Origin of the sequence: Actinospica sp., from assembly GCF_035552695.1 — a bacterium.
Lineage (GTDB): Bacteria > Actinomycetota > Actinomycetes > Streptomycetales > Catenulisporaceae > Actinospica.
The window spans coordinates 67143-92818 of record NZ_DASZKT010000276.1 but is presented as its reverse complement, the minus strand read 5'-3'; the positions used below and the strand labels follow the sequence as shown (position 1 = coordinate 92818).

24 protein-coding genes are annotated in these 25676 nt (G+C 70.0%); 13 read left to right on the top strand and 11 right to left on the bottom strand.

Features of this window, described 5'->3' with window-relative positions:
• Positions 1-114 precede the first annotated feature (114 nt).
• Positions 115-564 (top strand): hypothetical protein, encoded by a 450-nt coding sequence (locus VG296_RS31790; RefSeq protein ID WP_325572215.1) that lies wholly within the window; start codon positions 115-117, stop codon positions 562-564.
• Here the strand turns inward: VG296_RS31790 and VG296_RS31785 are convergent.
• Positions 491-2227, bottom strand: a complete 1737-nt coding sequence (locus VG296_RS31785; protein ID WP_325572214.1) for a cholesterol oxidase substrate-binding domain-containing protein — start codon at positions 2225-2227, stop codon at positions 491-493. The two genes, VG296_RS31790 and VG296_RS31785, sit on opposite strands and share 74 nt — an antisense overlap.
• Positions 2228-2484: 257 nt before the next feature.
• On the opposite strand from VG296_RS31785, the gene VG296_RS31780 reads away from it, so the two are divergent.
• Both VG296_RS31780 and VG296_RS31775 read left to right on the top strand, forming a co-directional pair.
• Complete coding sequence (locus VG296_RS31780; RefSeq protein ID WP_325572213.1) at positions 2485-2847, top strand: hypothetical protein; 363 nt, start codon at positions 2485-2487, stop codon at positions 2845-2847.
• Between the two features lie 11 nt (positions 2848-2858).
• Positions 2859-3053, top strand: coding sequence for a hypothetical protein (locus VG296_RS31775; RefSeq protein WP_325572212.1), 195 nt, complete (start codon positions 2859-2861; stop codon positions 3051-3053).
• Here VG296_RS31775 and VG296_RS31770 read toward each other — a convergent pair.
• The 6 genes from VG296_RS31770 to VG296_RS31745 all read right to left on the bottom strand — a co-directional run bounded on the left by VG296_RS31770 (position 3046) and on the right by VG296_RS31745 (position 9664).
• The gene (locus VG296_RS31770) at positions 3046-3981 is read right to left on the bottom strand and encodes a carbohydrate kinase (RefSeq protein WP_325572211.1); all 936 of its coding nucleotides are present in this window, start codon (positions 3979-3981) and stop codon (positions 3046-3048) included. The genes VG296_RS31775 and VG296_RS31770 overlap by 8 nt on opposite strands.
• Positions 3978-5459 carry a mannitol dehydrogenase family protein gene (locus VG296_RS31765; protein WP_325572210.1) on the bottom strand — a complete coding sequence of 494 codons (1482 nt, stop codon included), beginning with the start codon at positions 5457-5459 and terminating at the stop codon, positions 3978-3980. The genes VG296_RS31770 and VG296_RS31765 overlap by 4 nt, the downstream gene beginning before the upstream one ends.
• 69 nt (positions 5460-5528) lie before the next feature.
• Positions 5529-6389, bottom strand: coding sequence for a carbohydrate ABC transporter permease (locus VG296_RS31760; protein ID WP_325572209.1), 861 nt, complete (start codon positions 6387-6389; stop codon positions 5529-5531).
• 1 nt (position 6390) lies between these two features.
• Positions 6391-7335: a sugar ABC transporter permease gene (locus VG296_RS31755; protein ID WP_325572208.1), complete on the bottom strand. Its 945-nt coding sequence runs from the start codon at positions 7333-7335 to the stop codon at positions 6391-6393.
• A gap of 78 nt (positions 7336-7413) precedes the next feature.
• Positions 7414-8799 (bottom strand): sugar ABC transporter substrate-binding protein, encoded by a 1386-nt coding sequence (locus tag VG296_RS31750; protein WP_325572207.1) that lies wholly within the window; start codon positions 8797-8799, stop codon positions 7414-7416.
• 103 nt (positions 8800-8902) lie between these two features.
• Positions 8903-9664 (bottom strand): DeoR/GlpR family DNA-binding transcription regulator, encoded by a 762-nt coding sequence (locus tag VG296_RS31745; RefSeq protein WP_325572206.1) that lies wholly within the window; start codon positions 9662-9664, stop codon positions 8903-8905.
• A 289-nt stretch (positions 9665-9953) separates the two neighbouring features.
• On the opposite strand from VG296_RS31745, the gene VG296_RS31740 reads away from it, so the two are divergent.
• Positions 9954-10943: a Gfo/Idh/MocA family oxidoreductase gene (locus VG296_RS31740; RefSeq protein ID WP_325572205.1), complete on the top strand. Its 990-nt coding sequence runs from the start codon at positions 9954-9956 to the stop codon at positions 10941-10943.
• A gap of 37 nt (positions 10944-10980) precedes the next feature.
• On the opposite strand, the gene VG296_RS31735 is transcribed toward VG296_RS31740, so the two are convergent.
• Positions 10981-12459: an NAD(P)/FAD-dependent oxidoreductase gene (locus VG296_RS31735; protein ID WP_325572204.1), complete on the bottom strand. Its 1479-nt coding sequence runs from the start codon at positions 12457-12459 to the stop codon at positions 10981-10983.
• 229 nt (positions 12460-12688) lie between these two features.
• On the opposite strand from VG296_RS31735, the gene VG296_RS31730 reads away from it, so the two are divergent.
• A complete protein-coding gene (locus tag VG296_RS31730) occupies positions 12689-13846 on the top strand; it encodes an RICIN domain-containing protein (RefSeq protein ID WP_325572203.1) in 1158 nt (385 codons plus the stop codon).
• A 21-nt stretch (positions 13847-13867) separates the two neighbouring features.
• Here the strand turns inward: VG296_RS31730 and VG296_RS31725 are convergent, their stop codons facing one another.
• Positions 13868-14509: a dihydrofolate reductase family protein gene (locus tag VG296_RS31725; RefSeq protein ID WP_325572202.1), complete on the bottom strand. Its 642-nt coding sequence runs from the start codon at positions 14507-14509 to the stop codon at positions 13868-13870.
• A 135-nt stretch (positions 14510-14644) separates the two neighbouring features.
• Here VG296_RS31725 and VG296_RS31720 point away from each other — a divergent pair, with 135 nt between their 5' ends.
• The 7 genes from VG296_RS31720 to VG296_RS31690 all read left to right on the top strand — a co-directional run bounded on the left by VG296_RS31720 (position 14645) and on the right by VG296_RS31690 (position 22904).
• A complete protein-coding gene (locus VG296_RS31720; protein ID WP_325572201.1) occupies positions 14645-16381 on the top strand; it encodes an acyclic terpene utilization AtuA family protein in 1737 nt (578 codons plus the stop codon).
• Positions 16378-17973: an acyl-CoA carboxylase subunit beta gene (locus VG296_RS31715; RefSeq protein WP_325572200.1), complete on the top strand. Its 1596-nt coding sequence runs from the start codon at positions 16378-16380 to the stop codon at positions 17971-17973. Before VG296_RS31720 ends, VG296_RS31715 begins: the two co-directional genes overlap by 4 nt.
• 10 nt (positions 17974-17983) lie before the next feature.
• Entirely contained in the window at positions 17984-19915 is a 1932-nt protein-coding gene (locus VG296_RS31710; protein WP_325572199.1) for an acetyl/propionyl/methylcrotonyl-CoA carboxylase subunit alpha, read from the top strand.
• Positions 19912-21075, top strand: coding sequence for an acyl-CoA dehydrogenase family protein (locus VG296_RS31705; RefSeq protein WP_325572198.1), 1164 nt, complete (start codon positions 19912-19914; stop codon positions 21073-21075). Before VG296_RS31710 ends, VG296_RS31705 begins: the two co-directional genes overlap by 4 nt.
• An 8-nt stretch (positions 21076-21083) precedes the next feature.
• On the top strand, positions 21084-21860 hold the full coding sequence (locus VG296_RS31700) for an enoyl-CoA hydratase family protein (RefSeq protein ID WP_325572197.1): 777 nt from the start codon (positions 21084-21086) through the stop codon (positions 21858-21860).
• Positions 21848-22480, top strand: a complete 633-nt coding sequence (locus VG296_RS31695) for a TetR/AcrR family transcriptional regulator (RefSeq protein WP_325572196.1) — start codon at positions 21848-21850, stop codon at positions 22478-22480. Before VG296_RS31700 ends, VG296_RS31695 begins: the two co-directional genes overlap by 13 nt.
• A gap of 88 nt (positions 22481-22568) precedes the next feature.
• The gene (locus VG296_RS31690) at positions 22569-22904 is read left to right on the top strand and encodes an MFS transporter (protein ID WP_325572195.1); all 336 of its coding nucleotides are present in this window, start codon (positions 22569-22571) and stop codon (positions 22902-22904) included.
• 16 nt (positions 22905-22920) lie between these two features.
• Here the strand turns inward: VG296_RS31690 and VG296_RS31685 are convergent, their stop codons facing one another.
• Positions 22921-23508: a TetR/AcrR family transcriptional regulator gene (locus VG296_RS31685; RefSeq protein ID WP_325572194.1), complete on the bottom strand. Its 588-nt coding sequence runs from the start codon at positions 23506-23508 to the stop codon at positions 22921-22923.
• A gap of 97 nt (positions 23509-23605) precedes the next feature.
• Between VG296_RS31685 and VG296_RS31680 the strand changes: the two genes are divergently transcribed.
• The gene (locus VG296_RS31680) at positions 23606-24469 is read left to right on the top strand and encodes a class I SAM-dependent methyltransferase (protein ID WP_325572193.1); all 864 of its coding nucleotides are present in this window, start codon (positions 23606-23608) and stop codon (positions 24467-24469) included.
• Positions 24470-24526: 57 nt separating this feature from the next.
• Here VG296_RS31680 and VG296_RS31675 read toward each other — a convergent pair whose 3' ends face one another.
• Positions 24527-25513 carry an LLM class F420-dependent oxidoreductase gene (locus tag VG296_RS31675; protein ID WP_325572192.1) on the bottom strand — a complete coding sequence of 329 codons (987 nt, stop codon included), beginning with the start codon at positions 25511-25513 and terminating at the stop codon, positions 24527-24529.
• Positions 25514-25676: the final 163 nt, after the last annotated feature.

Sequence of the window (25676 nt, the reverse complement as noted above, 5' to 3'; positions counted from 1 at the left end):
GACCTTGGGCAACCAACGGCCTCGGTCCGTGTCCGGCTCGCCTGAGCGCCGCGATCTTTCACCTGATCGGCGGAACAAATGAGCCGAAACGGTGCCGCATCCGTCTAGGCGGACATGAACCTCGTCCGAAGCCTCCTGCGCATCATCGCCGCGGCCGGTCTGGCCGTCGACGCGTATGTGCACGCCGACCTGGCCGGTCAGTTCGACGGCAACGGCACGCACCTGACCCAGGGCACGCTGTTCCGCCTGCAGGCCGCCCTCGCCGCGCTGGCCGCGTTGTGGATCCTGCTGCGCGGGCGGCGGCCGTCCGCCGCGTTCGCGCTGCTCATCTCCGTCAGCGCGCTCGGCGCCGTGCTGCTCTACCGGTACGTCGACGTCGGCGCGCTCGGCCCGCTGCCGAACATGTACGAACCGATCTGGTACACGGAGAAGGTCGTCACCGCCGTCGCCGAAGGCGTCGCGGCCCTGGCCAGCGCCGCGCTGCTGGTGCTCAGCCCGTCATCAGCGCGTCCAGGAACGCATTCCCGTAGACACCATGCGGGTCTAGCGACTCGTATGCAGTGAGGGCCGCCTGCCAGCCGTCGTTCAAGGCGTGCCCGCCCTGGACCGCCGCCGGGATCACGTCGTGCAGGAACGTGGTGCTGGTCCACGCGCCGTCCGGGCCGTAGGCCCAGCCCTTCGACCACTCCGGGTGCAGCGTCGCGGTGGCGTCGTTGAACTCCTGGAGAAGGAACTGCTCGAAGGCCTCGTAGAACCGCGTCGACGACGGCGTGCCCGGGAGGGTGAGCAGGTCGAGCCAGACGGCGACGTCGTAGTCGCGGTCCGGGCGCGGGCGGACCGCGGAGAGGATGGCCTCGCGGGCGCCGGGCACCTCGCAGTCGGAGGCGTCATCGAGCCCCGTGACGCGCACTTCCCACGGACCGTTGATCGGGAAGTCGCCCTCGGCCTGATACTCGGCGAGCGTGCGCTTCAGGTAGGCGTACGTCTTGGAGACGACTTCCTGGATGTCGGCTCGCCTCGTCAGCACGGCGTATCCGTTCGCCGTCACGCGCAGGGTGGTCGGACGGACGTAGAGCTGCGTGTTCTTCGCCCAGCCCCACAGGTCCGCGCTGTCCGTCACGAGCAGTCCCGTCGGCACCGTTGCCGAGATGACCTGCGCGAACAGCGGCGTGACCCACGTGTCGCCGGCCACGATCAGCTTGAGCAGCTCCGAGGCGACCTCGGGGATCTCGTCGGAGAACGGGTAGTTGAACGGGACCGTCGTCTCGCGCGAGGCGGCGGGCCTTTCCGGGGCCACGCTCCAGAGCTTGAGCCAGGGCGACTGCGTGTAGGGAAACCAGATCGTCTCGATCCGGCCGCACCCTTCGACGAGCGCTGCGAAACTGTGCTCGCCCGCGTGCTCCGGGGGCGCGAACAGCGTGTCGGCGGTGACGTCGGTCCGGCTGACGCAGCGCAGCCGCCGGTTCGGGGCGACGCGCAGCGTGGCCTGGACGATCAGCGCCCGGCCGAGATGCACGAGGAGAGCACGCATCTCAGAGTCCGAACGGTCAAAGTCGCGCGCCACGTAAGCGCCCTGCGACTCGTCCCAGACGATCGCCGTGACCGAGGTGATCAGGTTGCTGATGGTGCCGAAGGTCTGGCCCGGCACGTTCGGCTCGCCGTTCACCCGGATGGCCGTGCCGTGGCCGTCGATCGCCAGCACGCCGCCGAGCGAGAGGTCGCCGGGGGCCGGGCACGAGGCGACGCCGTAGCCGTGTCGCTCCAGCTCGGTGAGCAGGGCCGTCATGGTGACGCCGGTCCGCGCGGTGACGGTGGTCGGGCCGTGCGCGTCGGCTGAGACCTCGACGGAGGCCATGTGCTCGGTCAGATCGATCAGGATGCTGTCTCGGGTGCCGCCGTTCGTGATCGTCAGCGGGGACCAGCCGTGCCGCATCCCGGTCGGCCGCACGCGGATTCCCCTGGCATGCGCCCAGTTGACGACCGAGACGACCTGCTCCACTGTCCGCGGCGAACAGGTGAGTACGTCGTCCGCGCGGATCTCCTCGGACCAGTTGCGATACGCCTGGGTATAGCAGTCCACGTTCGGCGGGACGTCGGCGTCGGCCGCGGCGGGTATCCGGAACGCGGTCTGCCAGCCGAGCGCCGCCAGCCCGGAGACCGCCGCGGCGCGCAGCACCGTCCGGCGCGGCAACGGTCCCGCGAAGTGAGGGTTCTGCGATGTGGGCATGGCACCAGGGTTGCCGCAGGGCCGCGCGCGGACCCGCGTTTTCAGCTTTCCTCACGCGAACGGGTGAACGGGCCCGATTTCGATCGGGTCGAATCTGAGAATCTTCATCCGTTCGGCCGTGCCTCCATTCGGGTCTGTTGCGGTTGGCACCCCGTCAGCCGCCGCCGAATGATGGACCTTGTGCGCGGGAGCTCCTCCTCCCGCGCCCCCATCGACTGTCGCGAAGCAGCACCCTCGCGAAGAAGGCAGGCGGACGGATGGACGAGAAGACCACCGGCTACTGGACGGTCGCGCTCGGCGCGGCCACGGCCTCCGGCACCTGGGAGGGATTCCGCGTCAGTCCGCTGCGTCGCACTGCCGAACTGCACGTCGACGGAGCGCTCACGGTCGGCGAGGAACAGCGGGCGAAGCCGGGCGACTACGCGCTCGTACTCACCCATCCCGGACTCGGCGGGGACCGCGTGATCGTGGCCGGCAACGGCGGCACGATCGAGTTCGGGCACGACGTCGTCGAGGTCCTCGGGCGCGAGGGCGGGGTCGGCGCGCTCTGGCTCACGGACCTGTCGACGGGCGCGAAGAGCGAACTGTGTCAACTGCCGAAGGCCCCACGTACTGTTTGAGGCGATTCACCGTGGTACTTTCCCTGCCCCTTCTTGCCATACTCGGCGGCCTGCTCATGTTCTTCATGCGCAGCGACGGCCTCCGGATCAGCCACATGCTCGTGGCGGCGATGGTCGGCGCCCAGGTCTCGACGACCGTGATCGCGGCGCAGCTCAACACCGTGATCACGACCGCGAACCACCTGCTCAGCACGATGTTCACGTAGATCCGAGAGCCGTCGCGGCCCCGAGGTAGGCGTCGACCTCCTCGGCCGACGGCGCGTAGGCTCCGGCCCTCGTGCAGGCCAGGGCCGCGACCGCGACGGCGAAGCGCAGCGTCTCCTCGAGGTGCTCGCACACCGCGTCGAGCCCCACGGCGTCGAGCCTCGTCAGCAGCGCGCCCATGGCCGCGTCACCGGCGCCGATCGTGTCGACGACCTCGACTCTCGGAGCCGGAACGTGGACGCGGCGCCCGCCGCGCAAGAGCCCGACCGCCCCTTCGGCCCCCAGCGTGAGCACGATCAGCGTCGGGGCGCCGAGTCCGCCGCCGTCCAGCCACCTGCGCGCCGTCTCCTCCGGAGCGACGTCCGGAAAGGCCATGCGCAGGTCCTCGTCGCTGGCCTTGACGACATCCGCCCGCCGGACGAGACGTTCGAGCCGGCGGACGGCGTCGGGCTGATGCCCGAGCACGATCGATCGCAGATTGACATCGAACGTCACCGTCCCCGGCGCGCGCTCGATCCAGCGCTCGGCGACGTCCGCGCCCGGCGGCCAGTACGCGGCGAGCGACCCGATGTGCCGGATCTCGCCGGCATCCGGCCCGGCCTCGGGCAGGTCCGTCGCGGCGAAGTCGGCGGCACCCCGCAACCAGAAGTCGTAGCTCGCGGAGCCGTCGGCGTCGATCCTCGTGAGGGCGAGAGCCGAGGACGCGTCGAGTTGAACCGCGTGCCTCAGATCGACTCCGGCATCGCTGAGTCGATTGCGGAACGCCGTCCCGAACGCGTCCGAGCCGAAGCGTGCCGCGAAGCTCACCTCGGCACCGAGCCGCGCGGCCGCCACCGCCGTGTTCGCCGGGCCGCCGCCGAGGGCCGTGTACATCAGGCCCGACTCGGCCGGGAGCAGGTCGGCGACGTTCTCCCCGGAGACGATGATCATCTGCCCGGCGCCGCCAGCTCGGCGAGCGTCTGCGCGACGCCCACGGTGTGAATGCCGTCCGCGATCCGCAGATACTCCTCGGTGAATCGCTCGTTCTGTGCGAGGTCCCCGAACAGGTGCGTGAGCTTGATCAGCGCCAGCGGGTCACGCGGATACTTCCGCGCCGCGGTACCGACCTCGTCGGCGAGCCGGTCCACGACCTCGATCGGATTCCCCTGCTCGTCCACGCCCTCCGCGTAGCGGGCCCAGCTCGCGACGATCGCGGTCGCGTGCGAGATCGGGCCGCCGGTGCCGAGGTTGTGCCGGATCACCGGAAGCACCCACTTGGGGATCCGGTCCGAGCTCTCGGCGCACAGCCGGGCGATCGTGTCCCGGATTCCCGGATTGGCGAAGCGTTCCAGCAGTTCCGACTTGTACGCGTCCAGGTCGACCCCCGGCACCGGGAGCAGCGTCGGCGTCGCCTCGGCGTCCATGTATTCGCGCGTGTACCGCGCGAGCCGGGGATCCGTCGCGGCCTCGTGGACGTAGCGATGTCCGAGCAGGTGCCCGAAGTACGCGATGGCCTGGTGGCTGGCGTTGAGGAGCCTGAGTTTCATCAGCTCGTACGGCGCGACGTCGTCGACCAGTTGCACGCCGACCTGTTCGAACCGTGGACGGCCGAGGCTGAAGTCGTCCTCCAGCACCCACTGCGTGAACGGCTCGCAGATCACGGGCCAGTTGTCCTCGATGCCGAGCTCACGGTGCAGCTGCTCGCGGTCCTCGTCGGTGGTCGCCGGCGTGATCCGGTCGACCATCGAGTCGGGGAAGTGCACGTGGTCTCTCATCCACTGCGCCAGTTCGGGATCGCGAAGCTCGGCGAACGCCGTGAACATCGCGCGTGCGACATGGCCGTTGGACTGGATGTTGTCGCAGGACATCACCGTGAACGGCGGGATCCCGAGGCGTCGGCGGCGATCGAGCGCCTCGACGACGTAGCCGAAGACCGTCGACGGCGTGGCGCCCGGCCGCAGGTCCGCCGCCACGCCGGGCTCGTCCGCGATGAACTCGTGGGTGGTCTGGTTGAAGTTGTACCCGCCCTCGGTGATGGTGAGCGAGACGATCCGGGTCTGCTCCCGCGTGAGCATCTCGAGGACGTGCTGCGGATTGTCGGGTGCGTAGAGGTAGTCGACGATCGAGCCGATCACCCGCGGCTCGAGGGTTCCGTCGGGGTGCTTGACGACGAGCGTGTACAGGCCCTGCTGCGGGATGAGCGCCTTGTGCATCGCGAGGTCGGCGGGCATGACGCCGACGCCGCAGATGCCCCAGTCCATCGCGTTCCCCTGATTCATCAGGGAGTCGAGGTACGCGGCCTGGTGCGCGCGGTGGAAGCCGCCGACGCCGAAGTGGACGATGCCGACCGTGACGGCCGAGCGGTCGTATCCGGGGCCGGACAGGACCGCCTGGAGGCCGTCGGGGTTGTCGGCGTGGTGCGAGAGCATGCGGAAGCCTCCCTGTGTTCGAGGGCTGAGAAGTGGTACGTGACGAGTTGCGGCGGCGCGGGGCGCCGGCTATTTCACGGCGCCCATGGACAGGCCGCGGACGAGCTTGTCCTGCGCGGCCCAGCCGGCGATCAGCACCGGTAGGCAGGCCACGGTCGCGGCCGCCGAGAGATGGGCGAGGAACTGTCCCTCGGGCGCGACGAAGCCGACCAGGTAGATGGGCACGGTCGCGCCGTTGGTCGTGGTGAGGTTCACCGCGAGGAAGAACTCGTTCCAGGAGAAGATGAAGCAGAGCAGCGCGGCCGCGGCCAGTCCCGGCGTGATCAGCGGGATGACGACCGAGCGCAGCTGGCGCGGCAGTTTGGCGCCGTCCACCTGCGCGGCCTCGATGACCGAGATCGGCACCTCGAGCAGGAACGAGCGCAGCATCCATACCGCGATCGGCAGGTTCATCGCCGAGTACAGCAGGATCAGCAGCCGTTGCGTGTCCAGGATGTTCAGGTCGCGGGCGAGGATGAACAGCGGGATGATCGCGCCGACGATCGGCAGCATCTTCGTCGAGATGAAGAAGAAAAGCACATCCCGCCACTTCCGGATCGGCCGGATCGCGAGCGCGTAGGCCGCCGGCAGCGCGAGGGCGATCACGATGATCGTGCTGCCCACCGAGATCAGGACGGAGTGTTCGAGGAAGCCGCGCAGCCCGGCCGTGCCCGGCGTGCCGTACCAGACCGACTGGTACTCGTAGAGCGTGGGACGGAAGACGAACTGCGGCGTCGGGGTGTTCGCGGAGGTCTCGGTCTTGAACCCGGTCAACGCCATCCAGAGCACCGGGAAGAAGAACACGAGGACGATGACCCAGGTCAGCAGGCCCAGTCCGAGCCGGGTGGCGAGCTTCGAGCGGCGGTCGGCGAATGTCAGCGGTGCTCTCATGTCAGCCTCGGCTCATCGCGTCGTCGCTGAAGATGGACGAGATCGTGCGTAGCGCCAGGGTCGCGATGATGATCGTGGCGACGACGACCACCACCGACATGGCCGAGGCACGGCCGATGTCATAGGCCTGGAAAGCCACCTGGTAGATGTAGTAGGGCAGGTTCGTGGTGTCCGTCGCCGGGCCGCCCTGGGTGATCAGGTAGATCGAGTCGAAGGCCTGCACGATGTAGATCGAGCCGAGCAGGATGCCGAGTTCGAGGTACATCCGCAGGTGCGGCAGCGTCAGCGCGCGGAAGATGCGCCACGCGCCCGCGCCGTCCACCCGCGCCGCCTCGAGGATCTCCTCGTTCTGACTCTGCAGGCCGGCCAGGATGATCAGCACCATGAACGGCGTCCACTGCCAGGTCAGGAACGTGATGATGGTCAGCTGCGAGTGCGTCCCGATCCAGTTCACGTTGTGCACGCCGAAGGGCTTGAGTACGTAGTTGAGCACGCCGAACGTCGTGTCCAGGATCGAGTACTTCCAGATCAGCGCGGCCGCCGCCGACATCACCAGGAACGGGCTGATGATCAGCGTCCGCAGCAGGCCGCGTCCGAACACGCGGCGGTTGAGCAGGATCGCGATCCCGAGTCCCAGCAGCACCGAGGCGATCACCGGCACGGCCGTGAATTCCAGCGTGTTGAGCGCGGCCGTGCGGAAGATCGGGTCCGAGAAGACTTCCCGGTAGTTGGCCACGGTCGGGAACTGCCGCGGACGGTTCGGGTAGTTCAGGTTGTACTTCTGGAAGCTGTACCAGAGTGTCAGCAGGAACGGGATCTGCGTGACGACGATCGTGAAGATCATCGCCGGGAGCAGCGGCAGGCGCTTGAGCCACGCGGCGCCGCGCCGTCTGCTTCGCGGTGGCGCCAGCGCGAGCTTGCGCGGCGCGGTGGTCAGGACAGTCACAAGCGGGCCTTTCGTTCGAAGAACGGAACCGAGGGACGCGCCGGGCGGGTAGTGCGGACCCGCCCGGCGCTGCTCGCGTCAGCTCTTGTAGCCCGCGTTGATCACGGCCTGCTGCGCGATCTGCTGGCTGGTGTTCAGTGCCGCCGACACCGATTCCTGCCCGTCGATCGCGGCGGTGATCTGCGCCGAGACCTGCTGACCGAAGTCCTCGAACTCGGGGATGCCGACGTACTGCACGCCGGGCACCGGCTGCGGGGCCACACCGGGCTGGCTGATGTTGACCGAGTCGATCTGCTGCAGCGTCAGGTTCGCGAACGCCCCGGCCGCCTTCTGGTACTCAGGGTTCTGGTACGTCGAGGTCCGGGTCCCGGGCGGCACCGCGGCCCAGCCGTTCTTCGAGGCGTCGTACGCGATGTACTGCTTCGAGGTGGCCCAGTTCATGAACTGCTCGGCCGCCGACTGGTGCTTCGACGAGGACTCCAGGGCCAGTGCCCAGGTCCACAGCCATCCGGAGGACTTGGTCAGGTCGACCGGCGCCGGCGCGAAGCCGACGTTCCCGTCGATCGGGCTGCCGGTCGCGTCCACCGTGGAGGCGCCGACCGTGGCGTCGTACCACATGGCGGCCTGGCCCTGCTCGAACAGGTTCAGGCACTGGTTGAAGCTGTCGTTGCCCGCGCCGGGCTCACCGTCCTGCTTGACCAGGTTGACGTAGAAGTTCACCGCGGCCTCGGTGGCCGGCGAGGTGAGCTTCGCGTTCCAGCTCTTGTCGAACCAGGCGCCGCCCATCGTGTTGATCACCGTGTCCAGCGAGGCGAGGTTGTCGCCCCAGCCGGTCAGGCCGCGCAGGCAGATGCCTGCCACGTTCTTCGACGGGCTGTTCGCCTTGGCCGCGAGCTGCGCGATCTGCGCCCAGGTCGGGTTGGCCGGCATGGTCAGCCCGTCCGCGGCGAAGATCTTCTTGTTGTACATCATGAACGAGGACTCGCCGTAGAACGGCAGCGCGTAGAGCTGGCCCTTCGTGCTGAGGGCGTCCTTGATCGGCGCGAGCAGGTCGTTGACGTCGTAGGAGGCGTCCTGGCCCACCTCGGTGTTCAGGCCGTCGATCCAGCCGTTGTCGGCCCACGACGCGATGTCGTTCGGGCCGATCATGACCACGTCGTACTGCCCGCCGTGCGCCGCGACGTCCTTCTCCACGTCGGCGCGCTCGGTGTTCTCGTCATAGGTGACGAACTTGACCTTGATCCCCGGATGTGAAGCCTCGAACCCGCCGGCGGTCAGGTTCTCGATCGTGGTCATCAACGGGTTCGCGGTGACCGCGACGGTGATCGTCTGGGTACCGCTGCTGGAACCTGATGACGAGCTGTTCGGATTCGAACACGCGCTCGCGGTGGCGGCGAGGAGCGCCGCGGCGGCTGCGGCCGCGGGCCAGACGCGACGATGACGCGTCGTGCTTGTTAGACTCATGACCTGTATTCCTCCAGCTGTAGGTTGCGTTCTTCACCAGGGCGTTCTGCGTCGTCGGGATACGGGGCGGTCGGTGGCAGCCGGCCGCCCATTCCTTTTCCCGTCAGGCTCGGGTCACATCGATGCCTTGCTCGTGGAGGTGCACGGCCTGCTCGGCGGGCAGGCCGTCGTCTGTGATGAAGCGTTCGAAGTCCTTCAGGCGCGCGAACTGGACGAACGAGTCGACGCCGTACTTGGAACTGTCCGCGATGAGGATCCTGCGTCGCGACACGCGCATCGCCATCGTCTTGACCGCGGCGACGGCGCTGTCCGGCACCGTGACCCCGCGGTCGAGGCTGATGCCGTTGCCGCCGATGAACGCCAGATCGAGCACCAGGGTCTCCAGCATCGAGACCGCCCAGTGGTCGACGGCGCCCAGGGTCTTCGCCCGGACGCGCCCGCCGACGACAAGAACCGTCAGTTCGGGGCGTTCGACCAGGGCCTTGGCGGTCGCCAGCGATGGGGTGACCACCGTGAGCGGCCGGTCCGGCGGCAGGTGCTCGCCGACCAGCGAGGGCAGAAAGCCCTCGTCGAGGTAGACGGACTCCGCGGACTTGACGTAGGTCACCGCGGCCGCGGCGATCCGGTTCTTCTGCGCCTGGTGCCGGGTGGATCGCACCGCCAGCGCGCTCTCGAAGCTCAGCCGCTCCACGGCCACCGCGCCGCCGTAGACCCGGCGCAGCAGGCCCTGGCGCTCCAGATCCTTCAGGTCCCGCCGGATCGTCTCCGGGGCGAGACCGAGTTCCTTCGAGGTCTGCGCGACATCCACCCGGCCGGTGCGCCGCGCGTTCTCGAGAAGCATCTGACGACGTTCGATCACGTACATGCCGAGCGACGCTCCCTTCCTCGCGAGCAGTCGAATGGGCGTATGGGCCGTGCGGTTTCCGGTCCGTTCTTGCCCGGATGAGGCGAGTTTCGTTCGGGTTACCGGCAGTCGCAATACGCCGACGGTCTCGGTCGGATAACGGAAGTGCCCGATTGCGCCCGTTCCGGCCCGGGGTGTGCCCAGGGAGTGCCCGTAATCCGATCGCGGCGGGCGCGGGGCTTACCCCGGCCGCCGGTGGCGCGATAGCCTTCCGGCGTATCGGGAGCGATCACAACGAAGGAGCAGAGCCGTGGCCGACCGAATCCGCTGGGGTATCGCCGGAACCGGCGGCATCGCCGCCCGCTTCGCCGAGGACCTCGGCCTGCTGCCCGATGCGGAGATCGTCGCCGTCGGCTCGCGCAGCCAGTCCGCCGCCGACGCGTTCGGCGACCGGTTCGGGGTCGCGCATCGGCACGTCGGCTATGCGGCGCTGGCCGCCGACCCCGAGGTCGACGCGATCTATGTCGCCGTGCCGCACTCCGGGCACTGCGAGGCGACGCTCGCCGCGATCGCCGGGGGGAAGGCCGTGCTGGTCGAGAAGCCCTTCTCGGTCAACGCCGCCGAGGCCGAGCGGATGATCGGCGCGGCCCGCGCGGCCGGGACCTTCCTCATGGAGGCCATGTGGGTGCGCTGGCTGCCGCACTTCCAGCTGGTGCGCACGCTGCTCGACGAGGGCAGGATCGGCCGCGTGCGGCAGGTCATCTCGGACCGCGGCGAGACGCTCAGCACGGACCCGCTGCACCGCATCAACAACCCGCTACTCGCCGGCGGCGCACTGCTCGACCTCGGCATCTACCCGGTCTCGTTCGCGTCGATGGCGGTCGGCGGTCGGGAACCCGAGGGAGTCGAGGCGGCGGCGCGCATGACGGAGACCGGCGTGGACGCGCAGACCTCGATGATCTTCACGTACCCCGACGGCACGCAGACCGTCATCTCCACCGCGCTCGACGCCCGCAGCGCGAACACGGCCGTGATCACCGGCACCGAGGGCCGCATCGTGCTGCGTGAGCCCTGGGGCCGGATCTGCCCGGTCGAGGTGATCCGCAACGACGGCACCGCGCACACCACGCTGCTGCCGCACTCCGGCATCGGCCTGCGGCACCAGGCGGGCGAGGTCGGCCTCCGGCTGCGCGCCGGCGAGCTGGAGAGCCCGGTGATCACGCTCGACGAGACGCTCACCGTCATGCGCACGCTCGACCGGGTACGCGAGCGGATCGGGCTCGCGTACCCGGGGGAGTAGACCCCAGGGCGCCGACTGCTCAGGACTCGCGCGCGACTCAGGACTCGCGCGGCTCCCGGCTCTCCAGCAGCCGGAGCCAGATCTCTGACACGGTCGGGTACGAGGGGACGGCGTGCCGCAGCAGCTCAAGCGGCACCTGGCCGATCACCGCGACCGTCGCCGCGTGCACCAGTTCGGCGACCTCCGGGCCGACGAAGGTCGCGCCGACGAGCGTGTCCGCCTCGCGGTCGATCACCAGTTTCGCCCGGCCGCGGTAGTCCTGGCGCTGGATCGAGGTCGCGGCCAGCGCGCCGAGGTCGTACTCGACGGTCTCCACGTCGATCCCCGCCTCCCGCGCCTCGCGCTCGCTCCGGCCCACGGCCGCGACCTGCGGGTCGGTGAAGATGACCTGCGGCACCGCCCGCGAGTCGGCCAGGTCGCGGTAGCGGACGCTGTCCATCGCGCCGCCCTCGGCGCGCGCCGCGATCACCGCTCCGCACACCCGGGCCTGGTACTTGCCCATGTGGGTGAGCAGCGCCAGCCCGTTGATGTCGCCGACCGCGTAGAGCCAGTCGCCGTTCACCTCGCGCACGGTCAGCTGCTCGTCGACCGGGATGTGCGTCTTCTGCTCCGCGAGCTTGCCGAGCCCGACCGTGTCGAGGCCGATGTCGGTCGTCGCGGGCGTGCGCCCGGCCGCGACCAGCACCTCGTCCACGACCAGATCCTCGCCGTCGACGGTGATCGTGACCGGGCCGCCGTGGATCCGGCCGACGCCCGCGTCGTTGACGGTCTCCCGCTCGACCCGCTCCACCTTGGCGTTCGTCCGGACGCGCACGCCGGCCTGCTCGAGCCGCTCGGCGACGAGCTCGTGCGCGAACGCCTCGGTGCGCGGCAGCAGGCGCGGCGCGGACTGCAGGATCGTGACGTCCGCGCCGAGCGCGCTCAGCCAGGTGGCCGCCTCGCAGCCGACCACGCCGCCGCCGATGACCGCGACGCGGCGCGGCACCTCGGTCAGGTTCGTCGCGTCCCGGGAGATCCACGGACGGGCCTGCCGCAGGCCGGGGACCGCCGGGACGGCCGCCGTGGTGCCGGTGGCCAGCACGACCGCCTGCCGGGCCTCGATGGCGCGCACGGTGCCGTCCGGCTCGGTCACCTCGACCGTGCGCACCCCGGTGAGCCGGCCGTGGCCGCGGATCACGTCGATCCCGACGCCGTGCGCCCAGTCCACCTGGCCGGAGTCGTCGCGGTTGTTCACGATCGCGTCCCGGCGTTTCAGGATGCCCGTCGGGTCCAGGCGGGTGCCTAAGACGCCGGGGAGGTGGTGCGCGGCGGAGAGCACCTCGACCGGCCGCAGCAGCGCCTTGCTCGGCATGCACGCCCAGTACGAGCATTCGCCGCCGACCAGTTCCGCCTCGACCAGCACGGCGGTTCGTTCGCTGCCCTGGATGGCGTACTGCGCCGCGTTCTCCCCAACCGGACCAGCGCCGATGACGACGACGTCCCACGTATCGGTGTCCTGCGCCTGGAGTTCGTTCATAGGTCACGCCTCCTTGGGGTCAATCTAATGGAAATCGGAATATTCCGTCAGCGGATGCGCCGGGGTGGAGACAGGGGGTCTCCGGGTGTCCTTAGAATGCCTCGGACACTTACACCGGTGTCCGTGGACGAGGACGAAGGACGGGCGGCCAGTGAGCGGCGAACCTTGGCGACCTGACGGCGGCGGCTCCGATGCCGATGCCTGGAATGCGGAGCAGCCGGCGCAGCACGTGGGAGAGTCAGAGCCGACTCAGCACATCGCCGCCGAGCAGCCCACTCAGCTGATGGCGCATCAGCAGCCCACGCAGTACATCCCGCCGCAGGCGTCCGGGCCCAACGTCGATCCGACGCAGTACATCCCGCCGCAGCCGTCACAGGCGCCGCGATCCGCGTCCCACGCGTCCAACGCCGATCCGACGCAGTACATCCCGCCGCAGGTCGCCGCACCCGGGCCCGCCGTCGGGCCCACGCAGTACATCCCGCCACAGTCTCCTTCTCCCGCGTCGAACTGGGGCACGCCGGGGGGCTACGAACCCACCTCCGTCATGCCGCCGGTCGCCGATCCGCGTGACGCGTACGGCTCTCCGGCTCCCACACAGTACTTCCCAGCAGTAAACCAGCCTCAGTACCCTTCCACAGCCCCAGCGGATCACGGCTCTTACGACCTGCCCGGAAGGGGCGGCGGGAGCCGCGGCGGCGGCGACTCGCGGCTTCCGTCCTTCGTGCGCGATCACCCGGCCGAGATCGGGCTCGGCGCGGCCGCGGTGGTCGCGGCCTTGGTCGTGGGCGTGCTGCTCTCGCTCGGGGGCAACAACAACTCCGCGAACACGGCGGCCGCGGGCAGCACCGCCTCGACGCAGAGCTCTGCCGGCGCCTCCGCCTCGGCGAGCGCGTCCGCGACCTCGAACACGATCAGCATCCCGACCGACAGCGCCGCCACCAGCGCGTCGCCCAGCGCCTCCGCCTCGGCCTCGGCGTCGAGCACCCAGACGCTCGGCATGGGCACGCCGGGCCCGGTGCTGAACGAGGCCTCCGGGCTCTGCCTCGCCAGCAGCGACGGCTCGTTCGGCAACGGCGCCAACGTCCAGATCGCCTCGTGCACCGGCGATCCGACCCAGCAGTGGACGCTCACCAGCGGCGGCCAGATCACCATCAACAACGGCGCCGACTGCCTGGACGACTACGGCTACGGCAACAGCGCCGGGACCGAGGTCGACGTGTGGAACTGCAACGGCGGCTCCAACCAGGAGTGGACCGTGCAGTCCAACGGCATGATCGTCGGCAAGTACTCAGGCCTCTGCGCCGACCTGTCCGGCGGCGCGACGGCTCAGGGCACGAACGTCGAGTTGCAGAACTGCGGCAGCGACTCGACGCAGTTGTGGAACTGAGTCGCCTGAGTCAGACCCGGGTCACCTGCTGAACACCATGTGCGTCACGCCGCTGGGCGAGGAGAAGGACTCGACCTCGAAGCGCTGCTCGAGTGCTTCCTGATCCACCCACAGCCGCTCGCCGCGCCCGAGCAGGATCGGCACGATCACCACGTGCAGGTGGTCGATCAGGTCTGCGGAGAGGAACTGGCGCACGACGTTCGGGCCGCCGCCGATGCGCACGTCCTGGCCCTCCGCCGCCTCGCGCGCCTGCCGTAGCGCCTCCTGCGGCGTCGCGTCGATGAAGTGGAAGGTCGTTCCGCCGGCCATCTGGATCGACGGCCGGGTGTGGTGCGTGAGCACGAAGACCGGCGTGTGGAACGGCGGGTCCTCGCCCCACCAGCCCTGCCACTCGTGGTCCTCCCACTTCCCGCGCTGCGGCCCGAACTTGTTGCGCCCCATGATCTCGGCGCCGATGCCGGGACCCCACTGGCTCGCCATCGCGTCGTCCGCTCCGGTGGATCCGCCCTCGGCGCCGTGCATGCTACGCCAGGCGTGCGTGCCGAAGAACCACTCCATCAACCGCGTGCCCGCGTGCCCGAACGGCGATTCCTTGCTCTGCCCAGCGCCGGCCGCGTAGCCGTCCAGCGAGACCGCGAGATTGTGCACCCTTACCCGGGACATCGTCATCACCTCGGGGCCCACCGTAACGGCGCCCGGCCGGCGGCGCAGAGAAACAAGCAAGCGCGCTTGATTTTTTCCCGTACCGCTGCGAGGGTGGGCGGCGGGGGAGGTCCCCGGAGCGAGGAGGCAGGACTGATGGCGGATCAGCGCGCGGGGGACGCGTCGGTGCTGCGGATCGGCAACGCCTCCGGCTTCTACGGCGACCGCTTCGCCGCCGTCCGGGAGCAGCTCGAGGGCGGCCCGCTCGACGTGCTGACCGGCGACTACCTGGCCGAGCTGACGATGGCGATCCTCGCCGCGGACCGACGCGAGGACCCGGCGCTCGGCTATGCGAAGACCTTCTTACGCCAGATGAGTGACTGCCTCGCGATCGCGGCGGCGCGCGGCGTGCGGATCGTGACCAACGCGGGCGGCCTCAACCCGGCCGGGCTCGCCGAGGAGCTGCGCAAGCTCGCCCCGCGGCTCGGCGTCGAGGTCGATGTCGCCTCCGTGGAGGGCGACGACCTGCTGCGACGCGCCGACGAGCTGGGCTTCTCCGCGCGTCCCGGACTGCTCGCGGCCAATGCGTACCTCGGCGCGTTCGGCATCGCGGAGGCGCTCCGCGCGGGCGCGGACGTCGTCGTCACCGGCCGGGTCACGGACGCCTCGCTGGTCGTCGGCCCCGCGATCGCACGATTCGGCTGGACGAGTGACGACCTCGACGCGCTCGCGGGCGCCACCGTGGCCGGACACGTCCTGGAGTGCGGCACGCAGGCGACCGGCGGCAACTTCTCCTTCTTCACCGAGATCGACGCGCGTCGCCCCGGATTCCCGATCGCCGAGCTGCATGCCGACGGCAGCAGCGTGATCACCAAGCATCCCGGGACCGGCGGCGCGGTCACGGTCGAGACGGTCACGGCCCAGCTGCTCTACGAGACCTCGGGTGCGCGGTATGCGGGCCCTGATGTGACGACGCGGCTGGACTCGCTGCGCCTGCGCCAGGCCGGGCCCGATCGCGTGCACATCTCGGGAGCGCGCGGCGAGGCGCCGCCGCCGACGCTCAAGGTCGGGCTGAACCGGCAGGGCGGCTTCCGCAGCCAGGTCGGGTTCGTGCTGACCGGCCTGGAGATCGAGGCGAAGGCCGCGCTGGTCCGCGCGCAGATGGAGGCGTCGTTCACCGACCGTCGGCCGGCCGAGGTCCGCTGGACGCTGGACCGAACGGACCGGCCCGACGCGCCGACCGAGCAACAAGCCAGCGCCCTGCTACGTCTCGTCGTGCGGGACCGGGACGCGCGGCTCGTCGGGCGCGCGGTGAGCAGCGCGGCGGTCGAGCTGGCGCTCGCCGGATTCCCGGGCTTCCATCTGACCGCACCACCCGGCGAGGCGGCCCCGTACGGCGTCTTCGAGGCCGAATTCGTCAGCGCGGCAGAGGTCGAACACAACGCGGTGCTCACGGACGGCCGTCGCGTCGCCGTGCGGCCGCCGGTGGTCACGCGCGCCGTCGAGCCGCTGCCCGAGCCCGAGCTCCCGGAGACCGGGACGGCAGGCCCGACGCGCCGCGCGCCGCTGGGATTGGTCGCCGGGGCACGCAGCGGGGATAAGGGCGGCGACGCGAACATCGGAGTGTGGGCCCGGACGGATGAGGGCTGGCGTTGGCTGGCGCACGCTCTCACAACGGAAAAGCTGCGTGAGCTGCTGCCCGAGGCGTCCGCGCTGCCGGTCACGCGGCATGTGCTGCCGAACCTGCGAGCCGTGAACTTCGTCGTCGAGGGGCTGCTCGGCGAGGGGGTCGGCGCGCAGGCACGCTTCGATCCGCAGGCCAAGGCCGTGGCCGAGTGGCTACGCGCGCGGCACATGGACATTCCCTGCGCTCTGATAGGGCACGTGCGATGACGATTCTGACCACGCAGCTGGACCCCTCGAGCGGGCAGTATCAGGCGAATCGGCGCGACATGCTCGCCAAGCTCGATGCTCTCGACGCCGAACACGCGAAGGCGCTCGCGGGAGGCGGCCCGAAGTACGTCGAGCGGCACCGGAAGCGCGAAAAGCTCCTCGCTCGCGAACGGATCGAGCTGCTGATCGATCCCGACGGACCGTTCCTGGAACTCTCGCCGCTCGCCGCGTGGGGCTCTGAGTATCCGGTCGGCGCGGCGATCGTCACCGGGATCGGTGTCGTCGAGGGCGTCGAGTGCGTGATCACCGCCAGCGATCCGACCGTACGCGGCGGCGCGAGCAATCCGTGGACGCTGCGGAAAGCCCTGCGTGCCAACGAGATCGCGCGCGCGAACAGGCTTCCGCTGATCAACCTCGTCGAGTCCGCGGGCGCCGATCTGCCCGGCCAGAAGGACGTGTTCATCCCCGGCGGCGCGCTCTTTAGAGACCTGACGCGGCTCTCCGCCGCCGGGATTCCCACCGTCGCCGTCGTCTTCGGCAACTCGACCGCCGGCGGCGCGTACATCCCGGGCATGTCAGACCACGTGGTCATGATCAAGGAGCGCTCGAAGGTCTTTCTGGGCGGCCCGCCGCTGGTCAAGATGGCGACCGGTGAGGAGTCCGACGACGAGTCGCTGGGCGGCGCCGAGATGCACGCTCGCGACTCCGGCCTCGCGGACTACTTCGCCCTCGACGAGCCGGACGCGATACGCACGGCCCGGCGCATCGTGCGCCGCCTGAACTGGACCAAGCTCGGCCCGTCGGGGGGTCTCGCCGCCGCTCCCAAGCACGACGAGGACGAACTCCTCGGCCTGGTGCCCGGCGACCTGAAGTCCGCCTTCGACCCGCGCGAGCTGATCGCCAGAACGGTCGACGCATCAGAGTTCGACGAGTTCAAGCCGCTCTACGGCCCGAGCCTCGCGACCGGCTGGGCGACGATCCACGGATATCCCGTCGGCATCCTCGCCAACGCGCGCGGCGTACTGTTCAGCGAAGAGGCGCAGAAGGCCACGCAGTTCATCCAACTGGCCAACCAGCGTGACATTCCGCTCATCTTCTTGCACAACACGACCGGTTACATGGTCGGCCGCGAATACGAGCGGGGCGGAATCATCAAGCACGGCGCCATGATGATCAACGCGGTCTCGAACAGCAAGGTTCCGCACATATCGATCCTGCTGGGGGCGTCGTACGGCGCGGGCCACTACGGGATGTGCGGCCGCGCTTTCGAACCCAGATTCCTGTTCACCTGGCCCAGCGCGAAGTCGGCGGTCATGGGTCCGCAGCAGCTCGCGGGCGTGCTCTCGATCGTGTCACGACAGTCGGCCGCGGCGGCCGGACGGCCGTTCGACGAGGAGGCCGACTCCGCGATGCGGGCCATGGTCGAGCAGCAGATCGAGTCCGAGTCGCTGCCCGCGTTCCTCTCCGGCCGCCTGTACGACGACGGCGTGATCGACCCGCGCGACACCCGCACAGTGCTCGGGCTGTGCCTGTCCGCGGTGCACGGCGCACCCGTCGAGGGCGCGCGCGGCTACGGCGTCTACCGGATGTGAGGCAGCCACGATGTTGAAAGCACTGCTGGTGGCCAACCGAGGCGAGATCGCTCGCCGCATCTTCCGCACGTGCCGCGAAGTGGGCATCGCGACAGTCGCGGTCTACTCCGATGCCGACGCGCGCGCCCCGCACGTGCGCGAGGCCGATCTCGCTGTCCGGTTGCCCGGCTCCGCTTCCTCGGACACCTACCTGCGCGGTGATCTGATCGTCCGCGCGGCGCTGGACGCCGGAGCCGACGCCGTGCACCCGGGCTACGGCTTCCAGTCCGAGAACGCCGGCTTCGCGCAGGCTGTCATCGAGGCGGGCCTGACCTGGATCGGTCCGTCTCCCGCGGCCATCGAGGATATGGGCTCGAAGACGCGAGCCAAGGAGCTGATGGTGGCCGCCGGAGTTCCGGTGCTCGGCGCCGTCCACCCGGAGACGGCGACGCCCGCGGACCTTCCGCTGCTGATCAAAGCCGCGGCAGGCGGCGGAGGACGCGGTATGCGGATCGTTCGCGAGCTGAGCGAGCTACCGGATGCCCTCGCGAGGGCACGAGCCGAGGCGGCCGCGTCGTTCGACTCCGATGAAGTGTTCTGCGAACCGTACGTCGAACGCGGCCGACACGTCGAGGTGCAGATCCTCGCGGATGCCGCGGGCACGGTCTGGACACTCGGCGAACGTGACTGTTCCCTCCAGCGCCGCCACCAGAAAGTCATCGAGGAGACCCCGGCGCCCGGGGGCCTGAGGGACGAGACGCGTCGCGCGCTGGCGGACGCGGCGGCGGCCGGCGCCAAGGCGATCGACTATCTGGGCGCCGGGACCGCGGAGTTCTTGCTCGCGCCAGACGGCCGGTTCTTCTTCCTGGAAATGAACACCCGCCTCCAGGTCGAGCACCCGGTCACCGAGTGCGTCACCGGGCTCGACCTCGTCGCGTGGCAGTTGCGCATCGCCGAGGGCCGCACGCTCCCGCCCGAACCACCGACGCCGCGCGGCCACGCGATCGAGGCGCGCCTGTACGCCGAGGATCCCGCGCACGACTGGCAGCCGCGCACCGGAACCGTGTGTCGCTTCGATATCCCCGAACTCACGGGCATTCGGGTCGACAGCGGCGTCGAAGCGGGCTCGGTCGTCGGTGTCGAGTACGACGCGATGCTCGCCAAGGTGATCGCGTGGGCCGAGACCCGCGAGGAGGCGGCACGCCTGCTGGGCCACGCGCTCGGCAGGGCACGAATCCACGGCCTGACGACGAGCCGCGAGCTTCTGGTCAATGTCGTGAGTCACCCGGCGTTCCTGGACGGCGACGTGCACACGGCGTTCCTGTCGGACCATGCCGAAGAGCTCCTCGCCGCCCCGAGCATCAGCCCGCTGGCACCACTCGCGGCCGCGCTCGCCGACGCCGCGTCGTACGCGGGTCCGCAACCGTCCGGCCTGCCGAGCGGCTGGCGCAACCTGGCCTCGCAACCGCAGGTCAAGCGGTACCTCGACGTGGACGGCACCGAGCACGAGGCCCGCTATCGGCTCACCCGAGACGGCCTGCGAGCGGACGGCCTGCCGGAGGTCCGCCTCATCTCCAACACACCGGACCGCGTGATCCTCGAGGAGCGCGGCGTCCGTCGAACCTTCGACGTCGCAATGTACGACGATGCCGTGTACGTGGACGGCCCGGGGACGAGCGTCGCGCTCACCCGCGTCTCGCGCTTCCCGGACCCGGCGGCCAAGGTCGATCCAGGCTCGCTGCTCGCACCCATGCCGGGAACCGTCGCTCGCGTCGCAGCAGTCGAAGGTGCAACGGTCACCGCCGGTCAGCCGCTGCTCTGGCTGGAGGCGATGAAGATGGAGCACCTCGTCAGCTCACCGACGGACGGCGTCCTGACCCAGTTGCACGTCCAGCCAGGCCAGCAGGTGTCGGTCGGCACGATTCTCGCCGTCGTAGAACCCAAGGAGGGTCCGCAGTCATGACCGTCTTCCCCTTCGAAAGCGAGGAACGCCGCGCGCTGCGTGCCGCGGTCTCCGCGCTGGGGCGCCGCTACGGCGCGACCTACCTGCAAGACAGGGCGCGTGCCGGAGAGAACACGAACGAACTGTGGCTGGAGGCTGGCAAGCTCGGCTATCTCGGCGTCAGCATTCCCGCCGAGTACGGCGGCGGGGGAGGAGGCATCGCAGACCTCGTCATCGTCCTCGAGGAACTGGCGACCGCCGGCTGCCCGCTGCTGCTGCTCGTCGTGACCCCGGCGATCTGCGGCAGCATCATCTCGCGCTTCGGGACCGAGGAGCAGAAGCAGCGCTATCTGCCCGGATTCGCAGACGGCACCGTACGCATGGCCTTCGGCATCACCGAGCCGGACGCGGGTTCGAACTCGCACGCCATCACGACCACGGCCCGCCGCGACGGCGACGACTGGATCCTGAACGGTCGCAAGGTTTTCATATCGGGCGTCGACAACTGCCGGTCGACGCTGATCGTCGCCCGCACCGAGGACGCGAGAACTGGAAAGCTCAAGCCCGCCCTGTTCATCGTCCCGAGCGACGCGGCAGGGTTCGAATACCGCGAGATCCCGATGGAGCTCATCACGCCGGACCGGCAGTTCGAGCTCTACCTCGACGACGTGCGCCTGCCCGCCGACGCGCTCGTCGGTGAGGAGGACGCCGGGCTCGACCAGATGTTCGCCGGTCTCAACCCCGAACGGATCATGGTCGCCTCCTACGCCAACGGCATCGCCCGCTACGCGCTCGACAAGGCCGTCGCGTACGCCAAGGAGCGGACGGTCTTCCGGGGCCCGATCGGGGCGCACCAAGGCCTCGCGCACCCCCTCGCACAGTGCCGGATCGAGGTCGAACTCGCGCGTCTGATGACGCAGAAGGCTGCGCTTCTCAACGACGCCGGCGACGACTTCGGCGCTGGTGAGGCGGCGAATATGGCCAAGTACGCGGCGGCCGAGGCGGCGACGCACGCCGTCGACCAGGCGGTCCAGACGCTCGGTGGCAACGGCCTCACCCAGGAGTATGGTTTAGCTGCGTTGATCAACGTGGCGCGCGTCACCCGAGTCGCCCCGGTGAGTCGTGAGATGATCCTGAACTTCGTCGCGCAGCACACGCTCGGGCTGCCGAAGTCGTACTAGGGAGTGTTGTGTCCGAACAGCTCGAACCACTGGTCCGCCGAAGCCTGGAGCGCGGCGTCGTCACCCTGACGCTCGACTCCCCGGCGAACCGGAACGCCCTGTCGACCCGCCTCGTCGCCGAGCTCACCGAGGGCTTGGCGCAGGCGGACGGCGACAAGGAGGTGCGCGCCGTCGTGCTGACCCACACGGGCTCGGTCTTCTGCGCGGGCGCGGATCTGAACGAGGCGACCTCCGGCGACCCGGCGAGCGGCCCGCGGAACCTGGTTCAGCTGATGCGCACGATCGTCGAGCTCGGCAAGCCGGTCCTCGCGAAGATCGACGGCCACGTGCGCGCGGGCGGCCTCGGCCTGATCGGCGCGTGCGACATCGCGGTCTCCGGGCCCAAGTCCACCTTCGCGTTCACCGAGGTCAAGCTCGGCCTCGCTCCCGCGGTGATCTCGCTGCCGCTGCTGCCGCGCCTCGACCCGCGCGCCGCGGCCTCGTGGTACCTCACCGGCGCGGTGTTCGACTCGCGCGAGGCCGAGCGGATCGGCCTCGTCACGCGCGCCGAGGCGGACGCCGACGGGCTGGCGGCGGCCTGCGAGGAATTCCTCGACAGCCTGCGCAAGGCCTCGCCGCAGGGTCTCGCCGAGACGAAGCACTTGGTCACGGCCGATGTCCTGGCGAGTTTCGACGAGCACCGCGACGCGATGATCGAGACCTCCACCCGGCTGTTCGGCTCGCCCGAGGCGCAGGAGGGCATGCGCGCCTTCCTGGAGCGGCGTCCGCCGTCATGGGCGCGGTAGTGGGCCATGTCGCGGAGGCGGCGCCGCGTGAGCCGCAGCAGGACCGCAGCCGCGCGACCCGCCAGCGCCTTCTGGAAGCCGCCATCGAGTGCCTGGCCGAACACGGTTGGGCGGGCAGCACGGTGGCGGTCGTGGCCGAGCGCGCCGGCGTGACCCGCGGGGCGCTCCAGCACCACTTCCCGACCCGCGAGGACCTCTTCACGGCGGCGATCGAGCACGTCGCGGTCGAGCGGCTGGCGTACTTGCGCGGCAAACAGGCCACGCTGCCCGCGCGCGGTCCGGCGCGCACCGAGGCCGTGGTGGACATGTTCGTGCGGATGTACATGGACCAGCCCTTCAGGGCCGCGCTGCATCTCTGGGTCGCGGCGGCCACTGAGGAGCCGCTGCGCGAACGCGTCGTCGCGCTGGAGAACAAGGTCGGCCGTGAGGCGCACCGCGCGGCGGTCGCGTTCCTCGGCGTCGACGAGCACGCGGCCGGAGCACGCGAAGCGGTCCAGGCGACGCTGGACATGGCCCGCGGCCTCGGCCTCGCGAACCTCCTCACGGACGACTCGGCCCGCCGCGCCCGCGTCATCCGCCGCTGGGCCGTGATCCTCGACGCAGCCCTCGCCGAGGACTAGCTCCAACGCCGTTCAATTTGGCCGCACGGCCCCGGCGGGTACGGGGCTGGGTGGGGTTGCACCACTGACGAGTGGGATGCTGTCCGCCATGCGAATATCCCCGTCCGCCCGCGAGCCCGGCACTCTGGCCCGCTCGACCGCGCTGCTCGTGGCCGGGGCCACGTTCATGGAGCTGCTCGACGGGACGGCGCTGACCACGGCCGCGCCGCGGGTCGCGGCGGCCCTGGGCGAGTCCTCGGCCGCGATCGCGGTGCCGATCAGCGCCTGCCTGGTCACGGTCGCCGCGTTCATCCCGCTCGGCGGCTGGGCGGTGGACCGGTACGGCGGGCGGCGGGTCTTCGCGGTGGCGGTGGTCGTGTTCACCCTCGCCTCGGCCTTGTGCGCGGCCGCGCCGTCCCCGGCCGCACTGGTCGGTGGGCTGTAGAGGCGCTGGCATTAGCTCAGCGCAGTGCTCCACCGATCACCGACACGACCACCCGACGTAACGACTCCTCGTCGGGTGACCCGCCGTCACCTCCCGCGTAGTCCAGGTGCGACGTGCCCAGCAGCGAGAGCGCGAGCATGTCCGCGTCGGCATCCGGCGCCAGCCGCCCGAGGTCGCGTTCCGCCGCGAGATACGAGGCGATCATCCGCATCGCCTCCGCGATCACCGGGAAGCCGCGCGGCCGGCGCTCGCGGATCCGTCTCCGCAGTTCGTCCCGCGCGACCATCAGCGCCATGACGTGCACCGCGATCGAGTTGAAGACCCCTGCCAGCGCGGCGACGAGGTTGTCGGTCACCGTGGCCGTCCCCGCGAAATCCTGCAGCAGTGCGGACTGAGCCCGCATCCGCTGCGCGCGATCCAGGATCAGCTCCACGAGGAACGCGTCGAAGTCCGCGAAGTGCCGGTGCAGCACGCCCTTCGCGACGCCCGCCTCCGCGGCCAGGGACCGGCTCGTGAGCCCGTTCGGCCCGTCGCGCAGCAGGATTCGCTCCGCCGCGTCGAACAGCTGCTCGCGCGCGTCCCGGATCGCCACACCTGTCGGCAACGCGCACCGCTCCTTCTCCGCACCGTCTTCTTCGCACCACCCTGGGCGCCCACCTTACCGCTTGCCTAATGGGCGGCTGCCCACTTAGAGTGGGCGCATGCCCATTCTACCTGAATCAGCGTCCGAGCTGCACCGATACCGCGATGTGGCGGAGTCCTTCGGCATCGACGCGGAACGCTATGACCGCGCCCGGCCGACGTACCCCGCGGACCTCGTGCAACGGATCGTCGCCGCCAGCCCCGGCCGCGACGTGCTCGACGTCGGCATCGGAACCGGCATCTCCGGGCGGCTCTTCCAGGCCGCCGGATGCACCGTGCTGGGCGTCGAAGTGGACGAGCGGATGGCCGAGTTCGTACGACGTGCCGGCATCGAGGTCGAGGTATCGAAGTTCGAGGACTGGGATCCGGCCGGACGGACCTTCGACGCGGTCATCGCCGCGCAGGCGTGGCACTGGGTCGATCCCATCGCGGGCGCGGCGAAGGCGGCGCGGGTGCTGCGGCCCGGGGGAGTGTTCGCCGCGTTCTGGAACGTGCATCTGCCCGAGCCCGACGCGGCCGAGGCGTTCGGCGAGATCACTCACCGCCTCGCCCCCGAGTTGCCGCAGTTCTACCGCAGGGGCATGGGACACGACCGCACGTTCTCGGCGTACCGCGATAAGACGGAGCAGGGCCTTCGTGCGGCCGGGCATGCTTTCGGCGAGCCCGAGACGTGGCTGTTCGACTGGGACACGACCTATACGCGCGACGGGTGGCTCGACGTCGTCCCGACACACGGCGGGTTCGCGCAGCTGCCGCCGGAGCGCACCGCCGAACTCCTCGCCGCGCTCGGTGCCGCGATCGACGAGCTGGGCGGGAGCATCGAGGTGCATTTCACGACGGTGGCGGTGACAGCGAAAATGACGGCGACACGGTTCCCCTCGTCCCCTGTCCGAGGGGAACCGGAAGATCCGTCAGCTGAGTAAGCTACCGGCGCGCACCGACAGAGCCGGGGAGCACACGCCGGAGGGCCGACGGAAGAACTACGCCAGTTCGGGCGCGACGTGCCGGTTGAACAGCTCGATGCCGGACTTGTCGTACGCGGCCTCGGCGAAGTTGAGGATCGCGTACGACATGCCGAGCTTCTGGATCTCGGTCAGCCTCTCCGCGATCTGCTCGGGCGTGCCGACGAGCGGGCCGTCCGCGATCCCCTGGGACGAGCGCTCCACCGCGCCCGCCGAGACCAGCGGCTCGAGGTGCGAGCGGTACCAGGCGAGCCGGTCCTGCACGTCCTTCTCGGTCTCGCCGATGACGACGTTGTAGTTCGCCGAGCGCACGATCGCGTCGTAGTCCGTGCCGACCTCGCGGCAGTGCTCGGCGAGCAGCTCCGACTTGCGCGTGAAGACCTCGGGCGTGCCGTCGAAGTTGGTGTACGCCGCGTACTTGGCCGCGATGCGCAGCGTCTTCTTCTCGCCGCCGCCCGCGATCCACAGCGGAATGCCGCCCTCCTGCAGCGGCAGCGGACGGCAGATCGCGCCGTCCACCTGGTACTGCTTGCCGTCCAGCGTCGCCACGCCCTCGGTCCACAGCTGGCGCATGATCTGCACGCCCTCGTCGAGCTGCGTCAGCCGCTCGCCGGCCGTCGGGAAGCCGTAGCCGTACGCGCGCCATTCGTGCTCGTACCAGCCCGCGCCGATACCCATCTCGACGCGGCCGCCCGAGATGATGTCGACGGTCGCCGCGACCTTCGCCAGATAGGCCGGGTTGCGGTAGCCCATACACGTGCACATCTGGCCGAGCCGGACCCGCGAGGTGGTCGCGGCCAGGGCGGCCATCAGCGTCCACGCCTCGTGCGTGGCGTCCTCGGTCGGCTCCGGGACGGTATGGAAGTGGTCGAAGACCCAGATCGACTCGTAGGGACCGGCCTCGGCGAGGCGGGCCACGTCGAGCATCGTGGTCCAGTGGTCAGCGGGGGCGATGCCGGCGAGGTCGAGCCGCCAGCCCTGGGGAATGAACAGTCCGAAGCGCATGAGCCACAGCTTAGTTCCATGGTCAACCATCTTTGATCAGCGAGAGGTCTCGACCAATCGCCCGTTCAGGATCTTCTGGGGCTCGGTCCCTGCTGGCAGCGCGTGCACCAGTAGGTGGCGCGTTCCTCGCCTGCGGCGCCCTGATCTGCGGAGCGCACCGGCG

What these genes read in the sequence shown, in the direction of transcription:
- VG296_RS31735 (WP_325572204.1), bottom strand. Translation starts at nt 12,459, where the DNA reads ATGAACGAACTCCAGGCGCAGGACACCGATACGTGGGACGTCGTCGTC.
- VG296_RS31760 (WP_325572209.1), bottom strand. Translation starts at nt 6,389, where the DNA reads ATGAGAGCACCGCTGACATTCGCCGACCGCCGCTCGAAGCTCGCCACC.
- VG296_RS31750 (WP_325572207.1), bottom strand. Translation starts at nt 8,799, where the DNA reads ATGAGTCTAACAAGCACGACGCGTCATCGTCGCGTCTGGCCCGCGGCC.
- VG296_RS31780 (WP_325572213.1), top strand. Translation starts at nt 2,485, where the DNA reads ATGGACGAGAAGACCACCGGCTACTGGACGGTCGCGCTCGGCGCGGCC.
- VG296_RS31680 (WP_325572193.1), top strand. Translation starts at nt 23,606, where the DNA reads ATGCCCATTCTACCTGAATCAGCGTCCGAGCTGCACCGATACCGCGAT.
- VG296_RS31705 (WP_325572198.1), top strand. Translation starts at nt 19,912, where the DNA reads ATGACCGTCTTCCCCTTCGAAAGCGAGGAACGCCGCGCGCTGCGTGCC.
- VG296_RS31790 (WP_325572215.1), top strand. Translation starts at nt 115, where the DNA reads ATGAACCTCGTCCGAAGCCTCCTGCGCATCATCGCCGCGGCCGGTCTG.
- VG296_RS31725 (WP_325572202.1), bottom strand. Translation starts at nt 14,509, where the DNA reads ATGTCCCGGGTAAGGGTGCACAATCTCGCGGTCTCGCTGGACGGCTAC.
- VG296_RS31745 (WP_325572206.1), bottom strand. Translation starts at nt 9,664, where the DNA reads ATGTACGTGATCGAACGTCGTCAGATGCTTCTCGAGAACGCGCGGCGC.
- VG296_RS31785 (WP_325572214.1), bottom strand. Translation starts at nt 2,227, where the DNA reads ATGCCCACATCGCAGAACCCTCACTTCGCGGGACCGTTGCCGCGCCGG.
- VG296_RS31690 (WP_325572195.1), top strand. Translation starts at nt 22,569, where the DNA reads ATGCGAATATCCCCGTCCGCCCGCGAGCCCGGCACTCTGGCCCGCTCG.
- VG296_RS31710 (WP_325572199.1), top strand. Translation starts at nt 17,984, where the DNA reads ATGTTGAAAGCACTGCTGGTGGCCAACCGAGGCGAGATCGCTCGCCGC.
- VG296_RS31715 (WP_325572200.1), top strand. Translation starts at nt 16,378, where the DNA reads ATGACGATTCTGACCACGCAGCTGGACCCCTCGAGCGGGCAGTATCAG.
- VG296_RS31695 (WP_325572196.1), top strand. Translation starts at nt 21,848, where the DNA reads ATGGGCGCGGTAGTGGGCCATGTCGCGGAGGCGGCGCCGCGTGAGCCG.
- VG296_RS31765 (WP_325572210.1), bottom strand. Translation starts at nt 5,459, where the DNA reads ATGCTCTCGCACCACGCCGACAACCCCGACGGCCTCCAGGCGGTCCTG.
- VG296_RS31720 (WP_325572201.1), top strand. Translation starts at nt 14,645, where the DNA reads ATGGCGGATCAGCGCGCGGGGGACGCGTCGGTGCTGCGGATCGGCAAC.
- VG296_RS31675 (WP_325572192.1), bottom strand. Translation starts at nt 25,513, where the DNA reads ATGCGCTTCGGACTGTTCATTCCCCAGGGCTGGCGGCTCGACCTCGCC.
- VG296_RS31770 (WP_325572211.1), bottom strand. Translation starts at nt 3,981, where the DNA reads ATGATCATCGTCTCCGGGGAGAACGTCGCCGACCTGCTCCCGGCCGAG.